At 44.3% G+C, this 23,030-nt stretch carries 19 protein-coding genes; 9 read left to right on the top strand and 10 right to left on the bottom strand.

What is annotated here, in order from left to right; translation table 11 throughout:
• Window positions 1-52 precede the first annotated feature (52 nt).
• A complete protein-coding gene (locus tag FGL37_RS08880; RefSeq protein WP_028071746.1) occupies window positions 53-2,164 on the bottom strand; it encodes a M3 family metallopeptidase in 2,112 nt (703 codons plus the stop codon).
• A 168-nt stretch (window positions 2,165-2,332) separates the two neighbouring features.
• Here FGL37_RS08880 and FGL37_RS08875 point away from each other — a divergent pair, with 168 nt between their 5' ends.
• Window positions 2,333-3,409 (top strand): DUF4407 domain-containing protein, encoded by a 1,077-nt coding sequence (locus FGL37_RS08875; RefSeq protein WP_028071745.1) that lies wholly within the window; start codon window positions 2,333-2,335, stop codon window positions 3,407-3,409.
• A gap of 4 nt (window positions 3,410-3,413) precedes the next feature.
• Here FGL37_RS08875 and FGL37_RS08870 read toward each other — a convergent pair whose 3' ends face one another.
• Window positions 3,414-4,733, bottom strand: a complete 1,320-nt coding sequence (locus FGL37_RS08870; RefSeq protein ID WP_028071744.1) for a DNA recombination protein RmuC — start codon at window positions 4,731-4,733, stop codon at window positions 3,414-3,416.
• A 35-nt stretch (window positions 4,734-4,768) separates the two neighbouring features.
• On the bottom strand, window positions 4,769-5,956 hold the full coding sequence (locus tag FGL37_RS08865; protein ID WP_037534278.1) for a formimidoylglutamase: 1,188 nt from the start codon (window positions 5,954-5,956) through the stop codon (window positions 4,769-4,771).
• Between the two features lie 104 nt (window positions 5,957-6,060).
• On the opposite strand from FGL37_RS08865, the gene FGL37_RS08860 reads away from it, so the two are divergent.
• From FGL37_RS08860 to FGL37_RS08840, 6 genes are all read left to right on the top strand, one after another.
• On the top strand, window positions 6,061-7,032 hold the full coding sequence (locus FGL37_RS08860) for an NAD-dependent epimerase/dehydratase family protein (protein WP_028071742.1): 972 nt from the start codon (window positions 6,061-6,063) through the stop codon (window positions 7,030-7,032).
• A 108-nt stretch (window positions 7,033-7,140) separates the two neighbouring features.
• Window positions 7,141-8,433: an HAD-IB family phosphatase gene (locus tag FGL37_RS08855; protein WP_028071741.1), complete on the top strand. Its 1,293-nt coding sequence runs from the start codon at window positions 7,141-7,143 to the stop codon at window positions 8,431-8,433.
• Window positions 8,434-8,509: 76 nt separating this feature from the next.
• Window positions 8,510-9,094 carry a hypothetical protein gene (locus FGL37_RS08850; protein WP_028071740.1) on the top strand — a complete coding sequence of 195 codons (585 nt, stop codon included), beginning with the start codon at window positions 8,510-8,512 and terminating at the stop codon, window positions 9,092-9,094.
• Window positions 9,095-9,096: 2 nt separating this feature from the next.
• Window positions 9,097-9,228 carry a hypothetical protein gene (locus FGL37_RS25925; protein WP_262709452.1) on the top strand — a complete coding sequence of 44 codons (132 nt, stop codon included), beginning with the start codon at window positions 9,097-9,099 and terminating at the stop codon, window positions 9,226-9,228.
• Between the two features lie 209 nt (window positions 9,229-9,437).
• Complete coding sequence (gene mfd, locus FGL37_RS08845) at window positions 9,438-12,773, top strand: transcription-repair coupling factor (protein WP_028071739.1); 3,336 nt, start codon at window positions 9,438-9,440, stop codon at window positions 12,771-12,773.
• Window positions 12,774-12,857: 84 nt separating this feature from the next.
• On the top strand, window positions 12,858-14,048 hold the full coding sequence (locus FGL37_RS08840) for a trans-sulfuration enzyme family protein (RefSeq protein ID WP_028071738.1): 1,191 nt from the start codon (window positions 12,858-12,860) through the stop codon (window positions 14,046-14,048).
• Between the two features lie 81 nt (window positions 14,049-14,129).
• Here the strand turns inward: FGL37_RS08840 and galK are convergent, their stop codons facing one another.
• The 5 genes from galK to FGL37_RS08815 all read right to left on the bottom strand — a co-directional run bounded on the left by galK (window position 14,130) and on the right by FGL37_RS08815 (window position 19,707).
• A complete protein-coding gene (galK, locus tag FGL37_RS08835) occupies window positions 14,130-15,281 on the bottom strand; it encodes a galactokinase (protein ID WP_028071737.1) in 1,152 nt (383 codons plus the stop codon).
• 1 nt (window position 15,282) lies between these two features.
• Window positions 15,283-16,332 carry a UDP-glucose--hexose-1-phosphate uridylyltransferase gene (locus FGL37_RS08830; protein WP_028071736.1) on the bottom strand — a complete coding sequence of 350 codons (1,050 nt, stop codon included), beginning with the start codon at window positions 16,330-16,332 and terminating at the stop codon, window positions 15,283-15,285.
• 125 nt (window positions 16,333-16,457) lie between these two features.
• Complete coding sequence (locus tag FGL37_RS08825; RefSeq protein WP_028071735.1) at window positions 16,458-17,732, bottom strand: metallophosphoesterase; 1,275 nt, start codon at window positions 17,730-17,732, stop codon at window positions 16,458-16,460.
• A 14-nt stretch (window positions 17,733-17,746) separates the two neighbouring features.
• Window positions 17,747-18,781, bottom strand: a complete 1,035-nt coding sequence (gene hemH / locus FGL37_RS08820) for a ferrochelatase (RefSeq protein ID WP_028071734.1) — start codon at window positions 18,779-18,781, stop codon at window positions 17,747-17,749.
• A 77-nt stretch (window positions 18,782-18,858) separates the two neighbouring features.
• Window positions 18,859-19,707: a 4-hydroxy-3-methylbut-2-enyl diphosphate reductase gene (locus FGL37_RS08815; protein WP_028071733.1), complete on the bottom strand. Its 849-nt coding sequence runs from the start codon at window positions 19,705-19,707 to the stop codon at window positions 18,859-18,861.
• Window positions 19,708-19,905: 198 nt separating this feature from the next.
• Here FGL37_RS08815 and FGL37_RS08810 point away from each other — a divergent pair, with 198 nt between their 5' ends.
• Complete coding sequence (locus FGL37_RS08810) at window positions 19,906-20,325, top strand: nucleoside-diphosphate kinase (protein ID WP_028071732.1); 420 nt, start codon at window positions 19,906-19,908, stop codon at window positions 20,323-20,325.
• Between the two features lie 98 nt (window positions 20,326-20,423).
• On the opposite strand, the gene ybeY is transcribed toward FGL37_RS08810, so the two are convergent.
• Both ybeY and ruvX read right to left on the bottom strand, forming a co-directional pair.
• Window positions 20,424-20,852, bottom strand: coding sequence for an rRNA maturation RNase YbeY (gene ybeY / locus FGL37_RS08805; RefSeq protein ID WP_028071731.1), 429 nt, complete (start codon window positions 20,850-20,852; stop codon window positions 20,424-20,426).
• Between the two features lie 188 nt (window positions 20,853-21,040).
• A complete protein-coding gene (gene ruvX / locus FGL37_RS08800; protein ID WP_028071730.1) occupies window positions 21,041-21,454 on the bottom strand; it encodes a Holliday junction resolvase RuvX in 414 nt (137 codons plus the stop codon).
• Between the two features lie 301 nt (window positions 21,455-21,755).
• On the opposite strand from ruvX, the gene def reads away from it, so the two are divergent.
• Window positions 21,756-22,982 (top strand): peptide deformylase, encoded by a 1,227-nt coding sequence (def, locus tag FGL37_RS08795; protein ID WP_081817989.1) that lies wholly within the window; start codon window positions 21,756-21,758, stop codon window positions 22,980-22,982.
• Window positions 22,983-23,030 lie beyond the last annotated feature (48 nt).

Below are 23,030 nucleotides of genomic sequence, written 5' to 3'. Positions count from 1 at the left end.
ATATAAAAAAAAGGGAGATATTTTCATATCTCCCTTTTTACGCGGTATCCGATTAATTGAGCCCGCGCTTTTTCAATAAATATTTTGGATCCGGATCGGCACCTCTAAATGTTCGATACATTTTAGCCGGATCGTCTGTGCCCCCTTTTTGAAGAATATTCTTTCTGAAGGAATCGGCGGTCGGCTGGTCGTATAAGGATTTTTCTTTGAAAGCTGCGAAAGCATCCGAGTCGAGTACTTCGGACCAGATATATGCATAATAGCCAGCTGAATATCCACTGTTAAAAATGTGTTGGAAATAGGTACTTCTATAGCGGGGAATAATCGCTTCTATCAGTCCTATCTTTTTCATTGCTCCTTTTTCAAAACTGTTGATATCTTTAGAGATTTCCTTGGTAGTGGCATGGTAGTTCATATCCAACAACGAAGCTGCGAGATATTCCACGGTTGCAAATCCCTGATCAAAAGTTCCGGCTTTTTCCATTTTTTGGATCAACGAGTCCGGCATTGCCTCTTTGGTTTTGTAATGTTTGGCATAAGTCTTTAACACTTCCGGATCCGCTGCCCAGTTTTCCATGATCTGAGAAGGCAGTTCCACAAAGTCACGTGGAACCGACGTTCCCGCCATAGAGCGGTATCTGACATTGGAGAGCAGGCCATGCAAGGCATGTCCAAATTCATGGAATAAGGTCGTTGCCTCATCAAAGGTCAATAAAGCCGGATTTTTTCCTACAGGTTTCGTAAAGTTACACACGATGGAAATAACCGGAGCTACCCGTTTGCCGTCTTTAGTAGACTGATCACGGTATGATGTCATCCATGCACCACCACGCTTAGACTCACGTGGGAAAAAATCTGCATACAGCAGTCCTAGATGTGAACCATCCTTGTCCTTAACCTCATACACTTCCACTTCTTCGTGATAAGTAGGCACATTGTTGAGTGCGACAAACGTCAATCCATACAGTTTGTTCGCTACAGCAAAGGCGCCTTCACGGACCGCCGGCAGGCTCAGGTAAGGTTTGATCTCATCTTCATCAAGTGCAAAACGTTTTTTACGAATAATCTCCGTGTAGTATCTCCAGTCGTAAGGTGCTACAGCAAAGTCTCCGCCTTCGGCCTTGATCTCCTTGGCAATATCTGCTTCCTCACCTTTTGCTTTTGCCAATGCTGGCGCCCAGAGCTTATTTAGAAGCGCATACACATTTTCCGGTGTCTTGGCCATTGATTCTTCCAGAACATAGTTGGCATGTGATGCATAGCCAAGCAACTTGGCTTTCTGAAGACGCAGGTTCACAATCTTCTGGATGATTTCCTTGTTATCACTGGTATTGTCGTGATTGCCGCGCATCTGGTAAGCATCCCAGATCTGTTTTCTTAATTCGCGGTTTTTAGCATACTGCAAGAACGGCATGATCGACGGATTCTGCAATGTAAAGACCCATTTGTCTTTTTTGCCTTTTGCGGTCGCTTCCTCAGCTGCTGCTGTTTTTAACGATTCTGGCAGGCCCTCCAACTGGCTTGCAGAGTCGACTACAAGCTCATAGGCATTGGTTTCGGCCAATAAATTCTGACCAAATTGCGTTGTCAATGTCGAAAGTTCGGCATTGATCTTTTTCATTTTTTCTTTATCCGCTTCTTTTAGATTGGCACCGGAACGCACAAAACTCTTGTAAGTCTCTTCCAGAAGCTTAGTATCTTCGGCATCCAGACCGAGGCTATTGCGGTTATTCCAAATTTCTTTGATCTTATCGAACAACTTCGCATTCATCGAGATTTCGTCGGAATGGCTCGAAAGTATCGGAGCCAGATCTTTTGCTATAGCCTGAATACTATCGTTTGTGTTAGCACTGTTCAAATTGTAAAATACAGTAGATACATTGTTCAATAGGCTTCCTGCATTTTCCAATGCCACAATGGTATTTTGAAAATTCGGTTTTTCCGAATTATTGACGATCGAGTCTATCTCCAAATTATGTACTTTTATAGCCTCTTCAAAGGCGGGCCTAAAATGCTCGTTTTTGATCTTGTCAAATGGTGGAACATTAAACGGCGTGTCATAGGCTAATAAAAGAGGATTATCTGTCATTATCTTTTTCTCCTCACAACCAACAATTGCAGTTGCCACTATCATTAAAAATGGCAAAAGTTGTCTTTTCTTCATATTGTCTGATTATTCCTGATTTTTTTCCAAAGATAATAAAATTAGGCAAATACACTAGCAGAGGAAGGACAGTTGATGGTATGCGTACAATCGTCATCCTATTGTAAAACAAAAACTTATTCATAAATCTTGTAAAAAATATCTGTCAATTTGAGTAAAAATATTTTAATGAGCGCTATTAACCGTTTCTTTTGGCGATGTGCGGGGGTGCATCAAGAAACACTTGAAAAGTATCCTGAAGAGCATAGCAAATACACAGCCATCGGTGCAACGATCTTTTTTACCGGCTTATTTGCCAGCCTTTCAGGCGGATACGCTATGTATTTTGTATTCAGCGGAGGGACATTGGACTGGCTACTGGCTATTGTATTTGGCGTGATCTGGGGTTTGGCGATATTCAATATGGACCGCTACATTGTCTTAAGCATCAATAAATCCAAAAGTGGCTGGATGCAGCTTTTACAGGCACTGCCGCGTATCCTATTGGCGATCTTGATCGGTCTGGTGATCTCCCGGCCGCTGGAGCTCAAGATTTTCGACAAAGAAATCCGTGAAAACCTCCGGGTACGTTACCTCGCGGATCAACGGGCCAAAATAGATACGCTGAACAGCACATTCAATAAAAAATACGCTAACGAGGTCAGCCAGCTAAAAGCGACGATGGTTGAACGGGATTCTCTGGAATCCAGTATCAAAACTGACCGTACCAAGCTGAACTACGAGATATTTGGAAATAAAACCACAGAAACATCCGGCGTAATGGGATATGGACCTTACGCCAAAATGAAGGCCGACGAACTGAAGAAAAAAGAGGCCTACCTGGATACCTTGCGGAATAAAATAATGGCTCAGCAGAGTACCATTCGGCAGAAGCAGCAATTCGAGGGTATCCTTGACCAAAAAGTGCTGTCCAATACATCACTTGACAGCGCAGTCAATGTTGCCGGCTTTGCCGACCGCAATGCTGCCCTGGGCAATCTAAAATATGACGCTAACGGAAAAGTGAACGAGTCCAATGCAAATGCTGTCTTTTTTATCGCCTTACTGTTTGTCTTTTTGGAATGCCTGCCGGTCATCGTAAAACTGCTGGCTGGACGGGACCCTTATGACAACGAGATCCAAAACCTCAGACAGCTACATGATTACGAGTCGGATACCAAACTCAGCGTGGAGAAAGACGCTGTGGACCGACTGAAAGATACCTATGTGGATGTATCGATCAACCGGCGGATGAAAGAGCTGTGATCTTTCACTCCTCCTCTAAAAATTTGGCATCTATCTGTTTACTGGCCTTGGCGCCCAATCGCTTGAGTTTTTCCACTTTGCCAATGACATTTCCCGCGCCGGTGGACAGTTTTTTGGTGGCGTCCTCATGGCTTTTCAGGGCACGTTCCAGCTGGTTTTGTACCTGTTCCATATCGGCCAGAAAACTGACAAACTTGTCATATAGACTTCCTGCTTCTTTCGCGATTTCGATCACATTGCGTGTTTGACGTTCTTGTTTCCAGATACTCGCAATGGTACGTAATGTGGCCAGCAAGGTAGAGGGACTCACAATCACGACCTTCCGGTCCCATGCATCGCTAAACAGATCCGGTTTTTCGGCGACCGACATACTCAAAGCCGATTCGATGGGCATGAACAACAACACGAATTCCGGTGATTCGATGCCATATAGCTCATGGTAATTTTTGGCAGAAAGTTCTTTAACATGATTTTCGACAGACTGCACATGCTGTTTGGCAAATATGGCACGGTCTTCGTCCGTGTCGGCGTTTACCCAGCGCTCGTAAGCGATCAAAGACACTTTAGAGTCCACAATCAGATGTTTATTTTCCGGGAGATCGATAATCGCGTCAGGCTGCATCCTCCGGCCTTCAGCATCCATCAAAGAAACTTGTAGGCGGAATTCGCGGTCCTTAACGAGCCCCGAACGCTCCAACACCCGTTCCAGGATCACTTCGCCCCAGTTGCCCTGCTTTTTGCTGTCTCCCTTTAACGCTTTCGTCAGGCTATTGGCTTCGTCTTTGATCTTGAGACTCTGCTCCACGAGTTGCAGCACAACACCTTTCAATGAATTTCGTTCGGCCGCTTCCTGATTATAATTTTTTTCAACCTTCTCTTCAAATAACTTAATCTTCTCCTTTAAAGGATCGAGGATAAGTCCAAGTGAACGGTGGTTGGTCTCTGTAAACTTTTGGGTTTTCTCTTCCAGTATTTTATTGGCAATCACCTGAAACTCGGTGTTAAATTGTCTTTTAATCTCTGCGATTTCAGCCTTCTGTTCCTGAAACTTGTTCAGCTGTGCCTCATAGAAAGAACGCGTACTCTCCAAGGAGCGCTCCGCCACCAGGAGACTTTCACGTTCTTTGTCGAGCTCATTTCTCAGCAGCACACGTTCCTCCAGGAGACTTTGTTCACGTTGCTGTGAACGCGCCAATTCGATTCGGAGTGTCTCCAGCTCTTTCTGTTGCCCGCCATCCATGGGGATGGCATTATTTCTTCTCAGTACCAATATGATTAAAATGACCAGTAAGAGTACTATTCCGGCGAAGAAAAATATTTCCATTGATTTGAATTTAAAATGAACAAGTAAGCCGTTGCTTATTGCAACTTCTGATGGGTCTTCCACCACAGATCAGGCATCTCTCCCGAGACTGCCAACTGGTAGTCTTCGTAGCGGCACGGCACGAGATAGTAACGTTCGTTCACCGACTTAGAACCAAAATATGGCACCTGCATCCACCAGCGGTCAGATTTTTTGCTTTTCACAAACACCAGCTCGTGCTCCTCGTTTTCGAGCGTCGTGCGGTAGATAATATACGAGGACTTGGGATATAGTGGTGTGTCGTGTTTGCGGTTGTAATAACCATCAATGAAACACCAGATCATTTGTGACACCAGCATGGCCGTCTGTTCCATCGGATCAAATGTGGGATTCAGTTCATAAAAACCGATCGAAGTACACTTATCCGACATCCCTGCATAACGAGCAAGCTGGCAGGCCTCATCGCCATACAGGCCATTGGGAATCGCATTGGCATTTCCGGGAGCTTCAGAAGCACGGATAGCGCCAATGTCAAAGCTGATCATATCTGCGGCACGGATCAACGGTTCCGACTGATCCATTTTGCCCGCAATAAGGCCAACCCTGGTCGCATTAAAAAACAGCTTATCATACATACTGATCGATTCCTTACTGACCAGATAGGTCTGATAAGCAATCGCATTGAGGTTGAATAAATAATCCGGCTGATGCAGGATAATGTGGTTCACATAGGACCGTGAATTCAGTGCTACATTTTCGACTTGTTCCTGATTGAGATCAAAACGGGCATCTATAATAGCCAACTCGATCTTACGCTCGAGATTTTGATAACCGAGATACTGTGCATAGGTCAGATCCTGACCTCCGCCGATGATAATGGGCAGAATATTGGCCTTCACCAATTCCTCGACCACGGATTTCAGCGCGACATAAGTATCCTGAATGGTATTGCCTGCTTTGATATTGCCCAGATCGACAATATTCAACTTGTAATCCCCCTGATAGAGGTTGTAAAGGTGCTTTCTTACCGCATCCGGAGCCCTGTGCGCCCCATTGTTATTCACAGATGCCCGGTCTTCCTCGACACCAACGATAGCCAGGTGAGGCGGTTCATTTTCCTCCCATACAGGAAAAGTCTCCTCATAAGCCTGAATGACATTTCCAAGCTGGGAATTCAAAAAACCATGTTCGGGAGAAATATGGGCTATCGAAATCGGACTAAAGAATACGGACAATGATGACATAAGCACTGGTTTGTTAACTTCTTATTTTTTCAGGAACACCTGACACAAATATCCATTTATTAACTAACTTTTGAAAACATTATTTTTAACAGTATCTTTATCAGGTGATATTAATAACTGGAGGAACTGGTTTTTTAGGGTCTACCTTAATTAAACAACTGATAGACCGCGGAATCGACGTCATTGCCATCAAAAGAGCTCAATCGACTATTCCGGAGGCGCTGCTATCGTCTTCCTTGATCCAATGGGTGGATGCAGATATCAACAATTACTTTGAGCTGGAAGATGCTCTGGAAGGTGTAACCAAAGTATACCATTGCGCTGCGTTGGTCTCCTATCAGAAAAAAGACGCTAAAGCTCTTTTTAAGGTCAATGTAGAGGGAACCGCCAATCTGGTGAATCTCTGTCTGCAAAAAGGCATCCGGTTGCTTCATGTCAGTTCTATTGCAGCTCTTGGCAGCAGCAAGTATAATCGCCCCATTTCTGAAAACGACCATTGGGAACATAGTCCGACAACATCAAATTATTCGCTTTCTAAGTATCAGGCAGAAATGGAAGTCTGGCGGGGCATTACGGAGGGCCTGGATGGCGTTATCGTGAATCCCTCCGTCATTCTTGGAGCTGCAGCCAAAGACAAAGGATCGGGGGCCATATTTTCCATGATCAACAAAGGACTGAAATTTTATCCGAAAGGAAGCGTGGGTATAGTCGATGTCGAAGATGTGGCGGCCATCATGATCCAGTTAATGGAAAAAGAGGAAATCACGGCCGAGCGGTATATTATCAACCATGTCAATATTGCCAATAAGGACTTACTTAGCGTCGCCAGTGTGCTTATGAACAAGCCTCAACCGCGGATAGAAGTTTCGGAGACGATGCTTCAGATTGCTTCGGCTTTGTCATCTGTGCTGTCCATCTTCAGGAAATCGGATTCTTCGCTAACCAAAGAAACTGCTGCGGCGTCAAGTGCTCAGCTGCAGTATTCCAATGCGAAAATCCAATCGTTGTTGAACCATCGGTATCGGCCTCTGGAACAGACATTAAAAGAAATTGCAAATTTGTATAACAAACAGTAAAACGATAATAGAGTAACAACCAAACCCTGGACCGATCATGAGCAGCTGTCCATCCGCAACGATGGATCCAAGCTCCTGATAGCGTCATCACCAAAACAAATTATTCTGATGAAAAACTATTACATCATTGATTTTGATAGTACGTTTACACAAGTGGAAGCGCTTGATGAACTCGCTAGAATTTCACTTGAAAACCATCCGGACCGTGAATCCATCTATAGCGAGATTGAAAGATACACCAATCTGGCTATGGAAGGGAAACTTTCTTTCCGGGAAGCACTGGCCGGTCGTGTGAAACTTCTGAATGCCAACAGAACTCATCTGGATAAGCTCGTCTCTCACCTCAAGAAAAAGGTTTCGACTTCTTTTTCGCGCAATCGCGAATTCTTCAAAAAACATTCGGATACTGCCTGGATCGTTTCGGGAGGCTTTAAGGAGTTTATCACACCTGTGGTGACGCCCTATCATATCAAGAAGGAGAATATCTATGCCAACACATTTAAGTTTGATGAGGAAGGCAATATCATCGGATTTGACGAAGAAAACCCACTATCCAATGAGGGGGGTAAAGTGCAGCTTCTGAAACAGCTCAATATCCAGGGGCGCCTTTTTGGTATCGGTGATGGCTATTCTGATTTTCAGCTGAAGGAATCGGGACTGATTGAAAAATTCTTTGCATTTACTGAAAATATCCAACGAAAGAGTGTAACGGAGAAAGCCGATTTTATCACCCCCAGTTTCGACGAGTTTTTATATGTAAATGACCTTCCCCGTGCTATTTCGTATCCAAAGAACCGGATTCTTTGTCTAATTGTTGGTAATGTACCCGAGATCGCTGCCCATATATTAAAAAGAGATGGCTTTTCCATCCGTACCAAAGATACCTTTGAAGAAAAATATGTGAAGGATGTCGGCATGCTGTTGCTGGGTGATCATATTGATATTACGGATGAACAGCTACAGCAAGCAGATAAGCTGAAGACTATTGGCTATCTGGGCGATATTAAAGGTCATATCAATAAAGATATCTGTAATGCAAAGGGCATTGTTGTATTTGACGACAAAAAGGGGAAAAAGAAAAATTCGGAATTTATTCCACGTCGGATGGCCGAATTTATCAATAATGGCGATACTTATCTGAGCCGCAACTTTCCGAACTTAATCCTCCCCAAAGTAAAACAGGTGACGCGGCTGCTGCATATTCATAAAAACGTACCGGGGATAATGGCACAGATCAACAAAGTGTACGCACAAAATAATATCAATATTGTCGCACAGTTCCTCATGACAAAAGGAGATATCGGTTATGCCGTTACTGATATACAGGGTGAGTATGACAAGGATTTGCTGAAACAGCTGAAACAGATTGAAAATACCATCAAGTTTAGAATATTATATTAATTATCAATGGGAGGTTTAACCTCCCTAACTTGCATATCTTTATGCCCTCAATGGTTAATTTCACATTTTTTATCACATGTCCCTACATCAAGATCCGGAGTTAAAGAAAGCGGTACTGGCACTTCCGCAAAAAGAGAAGGACAAATTGCTCGTGCGCCTGATCAGCAAAGATAAAATGCTAATCAAACAGCTACATTTTCAGTTGCTGGAAGACGAATACGACCTGGAAGAACGCATCGTCAAGCTGCGGGAACAGTTGCAACAGTTGTTTGATCTCGGCGCTAGACAGATCGGCAATACACCACAGCATAGCCATTTTGTGGCGCTCAGCAAACTGGTCAAGCAGGCCAGCGGGCTGGTCAATGAACATGAAAAAGTCACCAAAGATAAGACTAGCGAGGCCGAATTCCGGTTTTACATTCTTAGCCGCGTCATAAGTGACTATGAGCGCCTTTTTGGCTCCTCCTATCAGTCCGCCGCACACAAACTCCATAAATATATCACGGGGCGGATCAAGCATGCCATTGGCAAATACAACAAGCTACATGAGGATTTTCAGTTCGACTACCGGGAAGATTTTCAGAACACACTACATGCTTTTGGTAATACGACATTAAAAAGCTATATTAGTGAACAGAAAATTGACCTCGACCTGAACTAATCATGAGAAATAGCAGACACCGTGTTAAAATTGGATCTTTCCGCGTCACTGCCTACGAGCAATATAAATTAATGTATATCATCACTTTAGTTGCCTTATTAGTCTTTACCTATACTTTTTACCTGACAAAGTAACTTAACAGGATCCCATATTGCGAATCGCGTAGGATCCCATTTGATCTCCATGTACTCCTTCGGGAAAATATTCCTGCGCTGCGATAGGTTTTTAGCTGTTCAATCTCACCGGATGCTACTGACCCCAATTTTTACCAAAAAACTTAGCACTTCATACCTCATACTTAAGAGTATTTAATTAAATTCGCAATTATTCGAAATTTTTGCCCGTGGGAATTCAAGAAATACTAGAAAAATATATACAAAGCGAATCTGTCCAATCGCTTACCAAAGCCATGCACTCCAAAAACGCAAAGATCCAGCTGAAAGGCCTGATCGGCTCTTCGGATGCATTTGTCGCTGTTTCCTCTTATAAACTTCAGGAACGCCCAATGGTCTTTATCTTACCAACACATGAAGATGCTTCTTACTTTCTGAGCGACCTGGAAAGTCTGCTGGACAAGCAGGTACTGTTTTTTCCGTCATCCTATCGGAAGGCTTTTGATTTCACGCAAACGGATGCGGCCAATGTGCTTCAGCGTGCCGAGACGTTGAGTTCACTCAACCATACCTCTGAACTTCCAAAGATGGTAGTAACCTATCCCGAAGCGATCGCCGAGAAAGTGATCAACCGGACCGACCTCGAAAAAAACACGCTCGAAATCACAGAAAATACAGCCTTAAGCATCGATTTTATCAATGAGTTTTTAATCGAGTATGATTTTGACCGTGTGGATTTTGTTTACGAGCCCGGCCAATTTGCGATACGGGGCGGTATCGTGGATATCTTCTCCTTTTCGAATGATCTCCCCTACCGTATTGAATTTTTTGGAGATGATATTGAAAGCATACGTACTTTTAATATCGAATCCCAGCTTTCGGTCAGTAAAATCCATAAAGTCACTATCGTACCAAATGTACAGGCTAAATTCCTTACATCACAACATATTTCGCTATTGGAATATATCGATCAAGATGCTTCGATCTGGATCAAAGACGCACAGTTTACACTAGATGTTGTCAAGGACGGATTAAAGAAAGCTAAGCAGCTATGGCAGGGCCTAACGGATAAACAGAAAAAGGAAAATCCCGAGTGGCACAATCCTGACTACGAATTTACTGACGAGAAAAACCTGAACGCCCTGCTTTTTGGTTTTCCCATCGTCGAGTTCGGAAAGCAGTTTTTCTATAAAGCTTCGGACAGCCTGCGTTTTGATATCCACCCACAACCTTCGTTTAACAAAGACTTCAATCTGCTGATCCACAACTTTAAGGAAAATGAGAAGCAACACATGCAGAATCTGATATTTTCGGATTCCACAAAGCAGATTGAGCGCATTTATACTATTCTGGAAGACCTGGACAAAACGGCAACGTTTGTTGCTGTACACAAAGCTTTGCGGGAAGGATTTAGGGATGACAGTCTAAAGTTAGCCTGCTACACGGATCATCAGATCTTTGACCGTTATTATAAATACAAGCGAAAAAAGGCGTACGAGCGTTCGCAGGCCATTACACTCAAAGATCTGCGGGATTTAAAGCCGGGCGACTTTATTACGCACATTGATCATGGTGTAGGCCGTTATGGCGGTCTGGAAAAGGTCGATGTCAATGGAAAGTCCCAAGAAATGATCCGCCTCATCTACGCAGACAATGACCTACTTTACGTTAATATCAACTCACTGAACCGCATTTCCAAATATTCTGGGAAAGAGGGCACAGTGCCTAAGATGAACAAACTGGGAACTGACGCCTGGGACAAACTCAAGAAAACAACCAAGAAAAAGGTCAAAGATATTGCACGCGACCTTATCATGCTGTATGCCAAACGAAAGGCACAGCATGGCAATGCTTTTTCGCCCGACAGCTACCTACAGAATGAGCTGGAAGCATCGTTCATCTACGAGGATACGCCCGATCAGGAAAAGGCTACTGCCGATGTTAAAAAGGACATGGAGTCGCCCCACCCCATGGATCGCCTGATCTGCGGAGACGTGGGCTTTGGAAAGACCGAAGTGGCCATCCGTGCAGCATTTAAAGCTGTAGCAGATAGCAAGCAGGTGGCTGTACTGGTTCCTACAACGATTTTGGCGCTGCAGCATTATCGCACATTTACCGAGCGCTTAAAAGGTCTGCCATGTAATATTGATTACATCAATCGCTTTAAAACTTCGAAGCAGATCAAGGAGACCCTCGCGCGTCTTGCGGAAGGAAAAATTGATATCATCATCGGAACCCATCGTCTGGTCAGTAAGGACGTCAAGTTTAAGGACCTTGGCCTCATGATCATAGACGAAGAGCAAAAATTCGGTGTTGCCGTCAAAGAAAAGCTGAAGGTGATGCGGGCCAATGTGGACTCTCTCACGTTAACGGCGACTCCTATTCCACGTACACTGCATTTTTCCCTGATGGGCGCCCGCGACCTCAGTATTATATCCACGCCGCCACCCAACCGGCAACCGGTACAGACGGAACTCCATGTGTTTAACGAAACCCTCATCGGCGAGGCCGTAAGCTTTGAGCTGGACCGCGGTGGCCAGGTCTTTTTCATTCACAACCGTGTAGCCGATCTCCCACAGCTGGGCAACCTGATCCGCAAGCTGGTACCCGGCGCACGTGTAGGCGTCGCCCATGGACAACTCGAGGGGGATGAGCTAGAAGATGTCATGCTCAAATTCATTAATCATGAGTTTGATGTACTGATTGCTACCACGATTATCGAAGCCGGGCTCGACATTCCCAATGCCAATACGATTATCATCAACCATGCCCACATGTTTGGTTTGAGTGATCTGCACCAGATGCGGGGACGTGTAGGCAGGTCCAATAAGAAGGCATTCTGTTACCTATTGAGTCCACCACTGTCCACATTAACGCCAGAGGCTTATAAACGTCTGTCGGCCATAGAGGAATTCTCCGAACTAGGGTCGGGCTTTAATGTTGCCATGCGTGATCTGGATATCCGAGGTTCAGGCAATCTATTAGGCGGTGAACAATCGGGATTTATTGCTGAAATTGGTTTTGAAATGTACCACAAGATTCTGGATGAAGCGATCCAGGAACTAAAGGAAGATGAATTTTCGGAGGTATTCGCGGACGAAAAAGAACGTAAATATGTATCATTCACCCAGATTGACACTGATCTGGAAGTGCTGATCCCGGACGAGTATGTCACCAATATTACAGAACGTTACAATCTCTATACCGAACTGTCCAAACTGGAAAACGAACAGCAGCTGGCCGCATTCGAAAAAGAACTCGAAGACCGTTTTGGCCCGATTCCACACGAAGTGTTTGAGCTGTTCAATACACTGCGCTTACAATGGTTCGGAAAAACAATCGGTTTCGAAAAAATATCTTATAAAAAACATACGCTCAAAGGATATTTTGTCAACAATCCGAAATCCAGCTATTTCGAATCTGACCAGTTTGGCCGTGTATTGTCTTTTGTACAGCATCATCCCGAAATCAGCAATCTAAAAGAAGTAAAAGGGCAGCTCCGGCTTGCTTTGAGCAACGTCAATACCATCAGCTACGCCTTACACCTCCTAAAAGAAATGCTATAACAGGATACGTCCAATGTTTTGAACTAATAAAATCTACACAATAAGTAGATTTTATTTATATTTGGCTTTACAATCACAACAAGCATGGCAAGCAATACCGAAACGATACTCATTCACGAGGGACAACAGTTCAATACCACTCCGGCAGTGACCAGCCCGATCTACCAAACGTCGACGTACATTGCGGATCCTGACCCAACGGAATATACCAGAGCTGCGACTGAACCGAAGCATCCCTATTTTTATCACCGTCATGGTAATCCCACGAATAGCCAGGTAGCCGCTATTATAGCCAAGTTGGAGAAAACAGAAGATGCACTGGTCTTTGCCACAGGAATGGCTGCAATCAGCACAGCCATATTGGCGATCGTAAAGTCAGGTGACCATATTGTTGCTCAACATGCACATTATTCAGGCACAGCTATTTTCTTTAAAGAATTTTTGGCGGATTACGGTATTACGGTCACAGCCGTGGATCAGACAGACAATAAGGCCTTTGAACAGGCCATTCAAGCCAACACAAAACTGATCTATGTGGAGACCCCGTCCAATCCCAACCTGAACATCACCGACCTGAAAGCTATCGGACAGCTGGCCAAACAGCGGGGTATTCTGAGCATGGTTGATAATACTTTTGCGTCGCCGATCAATCAAACGCCAACAGATTTTGGAATTGATATCATCATTCATAGTGCTACGAAATATCTTGGTGGGCATAGCGATTTAACAGCGGGCATTGTCTGCGGAAATCAAGAATACATTGCCAGGGTGTGGAAACGTTCGGTAGCCTTGGGAGCATCGCTGGCTCCGCTGGATTCCTGGCTGCTGCTTCGGGGGCTAAAAACATTAAGCCTTCGGGTGAAGCAGATCAACGCCAATGCGCTACAGCTGGCCCAGTTTTTGGATCAGCATCCTAAAATCAGAACGGTCAGCTACCCGGGTTTGCCTAACCATCCACAGCATAACCTGGCGAAAAGCCAGATGAGCGGCTTCTCAGGGATGATTTGCCTCGAGGTTGCAGGCACCGACGAAGACAAAGCGTTCAAGAATGCCCAGACCCTCATCAACAACCTGCAGATATTTATCAATGCCGCTAGTCTAGGGGGTGTTGAATCGCTTATTGTACATCCCGCAAGCATGTGGGGTGGACATCATACCAAGGAACAGAAAGAAGCTTCGGGCATTTCGCTCGGCATGCTGCGTATCTCGGTTGGTATAGAAAATATTGAAGATCTCATCGACGACCTGAAACAGGGGCTGGAGAAACTCCATTAACAGCACAAGTATGATCATGCCCTCAATAGTCCCGGCTTTGAGGGCACGATAAATTATTACGTTTAAGAAAGACCTTTTAGCCTAAATCAATCGGGTACCATCAGCTATGTTCACCTGAATGACCGCGAGTTCTTTATCAAACTTTTGTCTATATTCCTGTTCCAAAGCGGGCAAAATTGAAGCTAAAGCACCTTCTTTCACAATATTGATGGTACATCCACCGAAGCCACCCCCCATCATCCGGGCGCCGATCACTTCAGGGAACTGCCTAACGTAATCAACCAGATAATCCAGCTCGGGGCAGCTGACTTCATAGACCTTGCTTAAACCTTCGTGACTCTGAAAAATATACTGGCCAAGCTGTTTGATATCGCCCGCACGTAAAGCTTCACAGGATTTCTCTACCCGCTCATTCTCAAGAACGACAAAACTCGCTTTGGCATAGATATCTTTATCTTTCTCCTTGACCAGGCGATCAAGCATATCAATCGTCACATCCCGTAAATTTTTAACTTCTGGATACTCCTCACGTACCCATGCCGAAGCCTGTTCGCACTGCTCACGGCGCTTATTGTATGCGGTAGAGGCCAATGAATGTTTTACATTGGTATTCAACAAGACGACTTCATATCCCTTCAGGTCGAGCGGAACATATTCAAATCCCAATGTACGGCAATCCAGCTTGATGACATTCTTCTCTTTACCAAAAGCGGACGCAAACTGGTCCATAATTCCGCACATCACACCGGCATACGTATGTTCGGCTTTTTGCGCAATTTGGGGAATGTCAAGCCGTTCTACATTCAGATCAAAGAGTTCGCTGAGCGCCAAAGTAACGGCACACTCAACGGCTGCTGAAGAGGACAATCCTGCACCCAAAGGCACATCTCCATCGATATAGAGGTTAAATCCACCTAGCGTCGCGCCTCGCTTTTGGTACTGATCCACAACACCAAGGATATAATTGGGCCAGTGCTTCTCAGAAATGGCAATGTCGCTCAGTCTAACTTCATGGCTTTCCCTATAGTCTTCAGCATATAATGAAATCAGGTCGTCGCCACGCTTGCTTACAGCGACGTAGATAGCCTTATCGATGGCGGCCGGCAGCACGAACCCATCATTGTAGTCGGTATGCTCACCGATGATATTAATACGCCCCGGGGAGGTAACCACTATAGGTTCGTCCTGATATAAGCTTTTAAATTTATTTATAATAGTTTCCTTTGCTATCATCTTATTTTGATTTATAATGTATGGTAGAGCAATTTCTCAGCTGCTCGGCAGCAATCTCGGGCGTAATATCGCGTTGTGGGTTGGCCAGCATCTCATAACCCACCATAAACTTTTTAACGGTCGCAGATCGCAATAATGGAGGGTAGAAATGCATGTGCCAATGCCATTCGGGATGATCACCGTCGTTCACCGGAGCTTGGTGCATACCGGCAGAATAAGGAAAGGACGTATTAAAAAGATTGTCGTAGCGGGTCGTCAACAATTTGAGAATCGCCGCAAGGTCTTCCTTCTCTTTTTCATTGAATTCACCGATATCCTGCACAGCACGCTTGCTTACGATCATTGCTTCATAAGGCCAGGCCGCCCAAAAAGGAACCAGTGACACAAAAGAATCATTCGTATCGATAATACGTTCCTCTTTTCTTAGCTCGGCGCTGACATAATCGGAAAGGATAGTTCGTCCATTTTTATCGAAGTACTTCTTTTGCTGTATGCTTTCTTTCTGGATTTCTACCGGCAGATGATTTTGTGACCAGATCTGTCCATGCGGGTGTGGATTGCTGCATCCCATAATTGCGCCCTTATTTTCAAAAATCTGAATATAGCGGATCCAGTCGATCTGGGATAGATCTGCAAATTCTTTTTGCCAAAGGTCAACCACAGCTTTGATAGCTGCAAGGTCCATTTCCGGCAAGGTCAGGTCATGTCGTGGCGTAAACGCAATGACTTTACAGATTCCTTTTTCTGTCTCTGCGACAAACAGGTCCTGTTCATTAAACTCCTGCTGGCTGGTATCTTTGAGCAGCGCGGAAAAATCATTAACAAAAACAAAGCTCTCTTTATAGTCCGGATTGATATCACCATCGGCTCGTTTGTTACCTGGGCACAGATAACATTTTGGATCATAGGCAGGCCTGTTGTCGCCGGGCAGATCTTCCACTTGTCCCTGCCACGGTCGTTTGCTGCGGTGCGGGGACACCAGAACCTTTTCCCCTGTAAGAATATTAACGCGTGTGTGGGGCGAATCCCCAAAGTTTAAAGTTGATTGCATGTCATGTATAACTGGTGTACAGAATACACAATTATAATGATATTACCGCAAAAGTCAAAGCGATTTTGTGATCTTGTTACCGTGCTTACTTCAGTAGCGGAATTACCGGCACAGGCAGGGCAACACTAGGCTTTAAATTTGGGGTCCTGAGCGCTCAACAGCTCGAAGATGGTAATTTCAGGCAGGATGCCAACGCGGCCGGGATAGCCCAAAAAGCCATAGCCTACATTCACATATAGGCGCTTATTTCCCTGCTCGCGATATAAACCGGCCCATTCTTTATAGATGTACTGGACAGGACTCCACTGCAGTATTTCTGAACGTACACCAAACTGCATACCATGTGTATGACCTGCAAACATGACATCGACATCGGTATCGAGCACCTGGGCCCGCCAGTGAGATGGATCATGCGACAACAACAACTTTACGGGTTGATCTTCCGTTCCCGTCAAAGCTTTCTGTAGGTCGCCATACTTTGGAAAGCGTCCCGTCCCCCAGTTTTGCACCCCTACGACACATAGCTCTTCACCGTCCACTTTGATTTTACGGTTTTCATCCATCAGCAGGTCCCAGCCCATGGTTTTATGCACGTCGATCACATCTTTTAGATTCTTGCGCTTGGCCGGGGAATCCTCCTTCCCATAATAGTAGTCGCCGTAATCATGATTACCCAGAGTTGAAAAAACGCCCAGATCGGATTTTACCCGCGCAAAGATATCCTGATAATCGCGCATTTCAGAAGCTTGGGCATTGACGATATCGCCGGTAAAGAATGTCACGTCGGCTTTCTCTCTCAACAGCATATCAATTCCCCCGCTTACAGCGGTATTGTTATAGAAAGAGCCTGAATGTACATCCGAAATCTGTGCAATGGTCATCCCATGGAATGCTTTTGGCAGGTTGGGAAGATATAGCGGCACCCTTCTGACGCGGTAATCGTATGCGCCAGAGATAATCCCCCAGCTCAATGGAATGAGAGGCGAAGCCCCGATCAGAATACCTGCTTTGGTGAGGAATTCTGAACGACTGATCCCTTTTACGGGGTTTTCAGGGAGCGGTTCCTCAGCATCCTCAACAATATCTTCTACCGAATTCTTCCGGCTGAATAGGCGTTTGATCCATACCCCACCACGGCGGAGATCATCGATCAATAACACTAAAAAGAAAAAGATCTTGGAGGTGGCTGTCAGAAAAAATGCAACCAAAATCACCGATCGAATAATCAACGGAATACTAAATTTGGCCGAAATAAAGACACCCAGAAGCAATAAAAAGGAGTACGACCACCAGAGTATGGAAAATAGCCTTGTTTTGGGAAATTTAATCTTTGTCGCACGTAGGGCAAAGAAGATATAAAAATCCAAAACAAGCAATACACATGCATTAACTAACAACATCGGCAAATATTTTATTAATTTTTGGCATTAAGTGCCAACTGCTTAAGAGACGCTATCCATTTCGGGTCATCATTAAGACTTTCGACCAGACAGACTTCCTCTCCACCCAAGTCCTTAAATTCCTTAGCATATTCTACGCCAATTTCATCAATAGTCTCTATACAATCAGCGACAAATGCGGGACTGAATACCAACAGTTTCTTATATCCTTTGTGTGCCAGATCATGCAGGAGATCGGAGGTGTATGGCTGGATCCATGGCTCCTTACCCAATCGGGACTGAAAACAAAGCGAATACTGTTCCTCTTTTAGTCCCAACTTGGAAGCAATTGCTCTTGTCGTGGCATAGCATTGGGACAGATAACAATATGTGTTAACAGTACTTTTACAGGAATCACATCCAGTCTCAGGACATTTTAGCCTTCCTGTAGGATCGACTTTTCCTAGCTGTCTGACCGGCAGCCCGTGGTAACTAAATACAAAGTGGTCGAAGCGTGCGAGATCATGCTTTCTGGCATGGTCAGCGAAGGTTTCCGTCATGAGCTCATCTGTACAGAAGTTACTGACAAAGCTGATCTCGGGAAGATAGTTCCATTTGCGGATAAGCTCCATCACACGGTCAATCACCGAACCGGAAGTGGCGGAAGCGTATTGCGGAAACAAGGGGATCACCCGGATGGATTCCAATAGCATTCCTTCCAGATTACGTAATGCAAATTCAATGGAGGGATTTTGATACCGCATGGCTAGCTCCACATGGTATTCTTCACCTAGTGCCTCCTGCAGCAAGTCGCGTTGCAGCAGACTATAATGCATCAGTGGAGAACCAGTTTCTTTATCCCAGATGGTCTCATAAATCTTAGCTGATTTGGGGGCACGTGTACGGGCAATAATTCCTTTCACCAATAGCGTCCGCTGGAAATATGGGATATCAATGACACGAGGATCCATTAAAAATTCGGTCAAATATTTTTTCACATCGGGTGTAGTTGGACTATCGGGTGTACCTAACTGTACTAAAAGAATACCTTTTTTGGCTTTATTGCTCATAACTACAAAATTAACAAAAAAGCGTGTATTGTGGATTCTACGCGAATAATATGAAATATCTGTGACGGGCAAGGACGCTAGAGAGCTTCCAGCGCAGCTTTGACTTCTTTCATCAGCCACATGGGAGTCGAGGTAGCACCGCAGATGCCAATACGGTCATTGGTAGTAAAAACAGTGGGGTCTATTTCGGCGGGATCCGATATAAAGTAGCTCTGTGCATTGGCTTTCTGGCATACTTCGAATAAAACTTTTCCATTGGACGATTTCTTGCCGGAGACAAATACAACTTTGTCATATTGCTTCGCAAAGGCACCCAGATCTTCGTACCTGTTGGACACTTGCCTACATATGGTATCATTAGCCTTCACCTCGTATCCACGTTTTATAAGTTCGTCTTTGATCGCGTAGAATTTGTCCACGCTCTTCGTAGTTTGACTATACAGCGTAAAAGAAGCCGGCAGTTCAACCTGATCCAGTTCGGCAATATCCTGAAAAACTAATGCTTCATTGTTGGTCTGCCCCTGTAGGCCGATCACTTCCGCATGCCCATGCTTCCCGAAAATCAAAATCTTTTCATCCTGATCATATGAAGTTTTAATGCGGTTTTGCAGTTTCAGTACGACGGGGCAGGAAGCGTCGATTAAGGTAATATTGTTTTCTAACGCAATACGGTACGTTTCCGGAGCTTCGCCGTGAGCGCGGATCAGCACTTTTTCATTTTTCAAATCGGGCAGAGCAGCATGATCGATAATCCGTAAGCCTTTGGCTTTCAGGCGTGCTACTTCCTCGTCGTTATGCACAATATCGCCTAAACAATAGAGATATCCGTCTTCTTCCAAAATCTCTTCCGCCATATCAATGGCGTATACAACCCCAAAGCAAAAGCCGGAGTCCTTATCGATGTCTACTGTTAGATTTAATGCCATAACATTACAAAGTTACATATTCATATTGAATATATTAATGCAATAAATCTGATTGGAGACGCTTTTTTGATATTAGCACACCTATTTTGTCATTCGATGGTATATAGCCTGCCACCGCTGTAAAAGTGAAAGCTGAGCGCCGAAATAAACACTTGTGAAAAAAGGGCAATTTATCTAATTTTGCAAAAAAATTAAATAATGGCAACTAACAGAACATTTACGATGATCAAACCTGACGCAGTAGCGAATGGTCACATCGGTGCAATCCTTAACGATATCATTGCTGGCGGTTTCAAAATCATTGCAATGAAATACATTCAATTATCCAAAGAAACCGCTGGTGCATTTTATGCAGTACACAAAGAGCGCCCTTTTTATGGCGAGCTAGTAGACTTTATGACTTCTGGCCCTATCGTTGCTGCGATCTTAGAAAAAGACAACGCTGTTGAAGACTTCCGCACGCTGATCGGTGCAACGAACCCTGCTGACGCAGCCGAAGGCACTATCCGCAACAAGTACGCTAAATCTATTGATGCAAATGCCATTCACGGGTCTGACTCAGATGAAAATGCAGCTATTGAAGGCAATTTCTTCTTCTCTCAGTTCGAAAGATTTTAGTCGATAAATGATTTTATACAAGAAGCGTTGCACGATCGTGCAACGCTTCTTGCATTTTGTATTCGCCTAGATGTGCAGTTTATCTGCTTATATACGCCTTAAAATGTTCTCTTGCTCAAATATTCATCTTCTTTGGCTGTCATCTTAGCTTTCTCCGCAGGCTTCTTATCCGGATATCCACATAGATGCATGACCCCGTGGATAATAACCCGATGTAGCTCATCCCGTTCGGCGACTCTAAACTTTTGCGCATTTTCACGGATCCGTTCCACACTGATGAAAATATCACCTGCAATCGTATCCTCATCCTCGGACGAGTCAAAGGTAACAATATCGGTATAGGTATCGTGGTTCAAATACTGTTTGTTGATCTCCAACAGATAATCGTCCGAACAAAGGATAAAACTAAGCTCTCCCACGCGCTTAAACCCTTCATTCTTAACGGATTCAAGGATCCATTGACGAATCTTTCCTTTTTCTTTTATTTTGAAATCGATATCTTCAGTAAAAAATTGTATACTCTTCATCTATTAATTTATTTATCGCTCGATATGTCCCCGAGCCTCTCTTCCTATATCCGCTGATCTTGAGTAGCACCTCATTTATTTTTTAAGGCATTGACGCTGTCTTCAGCAATCGGTTTTTACGTCCATTTGACGGCGTTAAGAGTACCGGCAGCCTTTCACTTTGTAATGAGAAATATGTCGCTACCTACTCAATAGCTACGGCCATCCATGTAGCTCTGTAAGATAATCGTTGCCGAAACTGTATCGATCAATCCTTTTTGCTGTCGGTCCTTTTTCTTCTTACCGCTTTGAGCAATAGCTGCTGCGGCTATTTTAGAAGTAAATCGTTCGTCGATCTCTACTACAGGAATCTCTGGATATGTTTTTTTTAATTTCCGCATAAAGCCCACAACGTGGGACGCAGATTCAGAATCCGACCCATCCAGCTGCTTCGGTTTACCAATGATAAAAGTCTCAACCTGTTCTGTCTGAAGATAATCAGCCAAAAACGTCCAAATATCCTGCGGATGAATGGTGGTCAGTGCTGTAGCAATGATCTGCATGGGATCTGTCACCGCGATCCCGATCCTTTTTGTCCCGTAATCAAAAGCCATCAATCTCATGGATATCTTTTTTACAAAAGTACAATTTAGATATGAGTATTGAGACATGAGTGTTCGGATTCTACCTTTACACCGTATACAAGCGCGAAATATGTCAACATTTTTTATTTTTTTTATCGAGTGAAACATCAATTCACTCATAAATCGATAACTTTGGTAGACTTTTACAAAGTTACACGCTTTTGACATGCGTAAGGCTGCATTATCCTACACGGATAGACAGAGGAGCGCATATACAGGAAGAAGAGTCATTGATTACTGGAACGGAAGCTTATAGCAAGTTCGAAAACAACTTACACAGATGAGAAGAATAATAATTGCAGGTCTTTTCGTGGCATTGTCTCTGTATGGCCACGCTCAGAGCGGCTATGAGCAGCAGATTTTGGCACAGCGGAAAGAAAAAGCGTCTGAGCTCGCCCGAGAAAAATATGGACCACTTAAAGCAGAGCAGGTAGCGTTTCTGGATTACTTTCCGGTAAATCGAGCATATAAAGTCAACGCTAAGGTCGAAGTCCTGTATGATGAACCTGTATTTCGCATGCCCACCTACGACGGCACAAGCAATGAGTATAAACGGTATGCAATCATAACGTTTCCATTGAATGGGAAAGAACGGAAGCTGAACATTTATCAAAGTGTTGCCCTGTTTCAAAATCCAGCTTATAAGAAACATTTATTTTTACCGTTTTTAGATGGCACAAACGGACAGGAGAGCTATAGCGGTGGACGGTATATAGACTTATCGATGGACGACATCAAGGGCGATCTGATCGAGATTGATTTCAATAAAGCCTACAATCCGTATTGTGCGTATAGCAATGGGTACCGTTGTCCGGTGCCTCCAGTTGAAAACACCTTAGACACAAAAATTATGGCAGGAGAAAAAGCTTTTCACAAACCAAAGAACGAGCGACCGGTCAATGTAGATGCTGCACAGGGCTTTAGCGATGCTGACAAAAAAATTATTTTGTCTGGCGACGATAACACACTCCTCCGCGTACTTCAGACTACCGACGAGAATGATCTGAAAGTCCTAAAAGCGACAAGCAGCGATGCCAAATACAACGACCCTTTACTGGAAACTCTTTCAAAAAGGATGTTTGCGACGGTCCGTGACCCCAATCATCCTGGTGTAGGCATAGCGGCCCCACAGGTAGGCATCAACAAGAACCTGATCTGGGTACAGCGCTTTGATAAGGCCGGCCAGCCTTTTGAATTTTACATCAATCCCAAGATCTTATGGCGGTCAAAGTTACAACGCAAAGGTGCCGAAGGCTGCCTCTCCATTCCGGATCGTAAGGAAGATGTCTTACGGAGTTATGCTATTCGGCTACAATATGTCAATACTGAAGGAAAAGTAATCGAAGAAAATATCGAAGGTTTTACGGCAGTCATTTTCCAACATGAAACGGATCATCTTTATGGTATTTTATTTCCCGACCGTCTTGAGGAACAGGCGAAAGCTGAATCTGCTTCACTAAATGATAAGCTCGAGTTTTCGATTCAGCCAAAGACATTGATGCCCTGATTGGTGGAGCATGCTGAATGTTGCGAAGTCGAATTTTGATCACAAGCG

Source organism: Sphingobacterium thalpophilum (assembly GCF_901482695.1).
GTDB lineage: Bacteria > Bacteroidota > Bacteroidia > Sphingobacteriales > Sphingobacteriaceae > Sphingobacterium > Sphingobacterium thalpophilum.
This window is presented reverse-complemented; position numbering and strand designations above follow the sequence as displayed.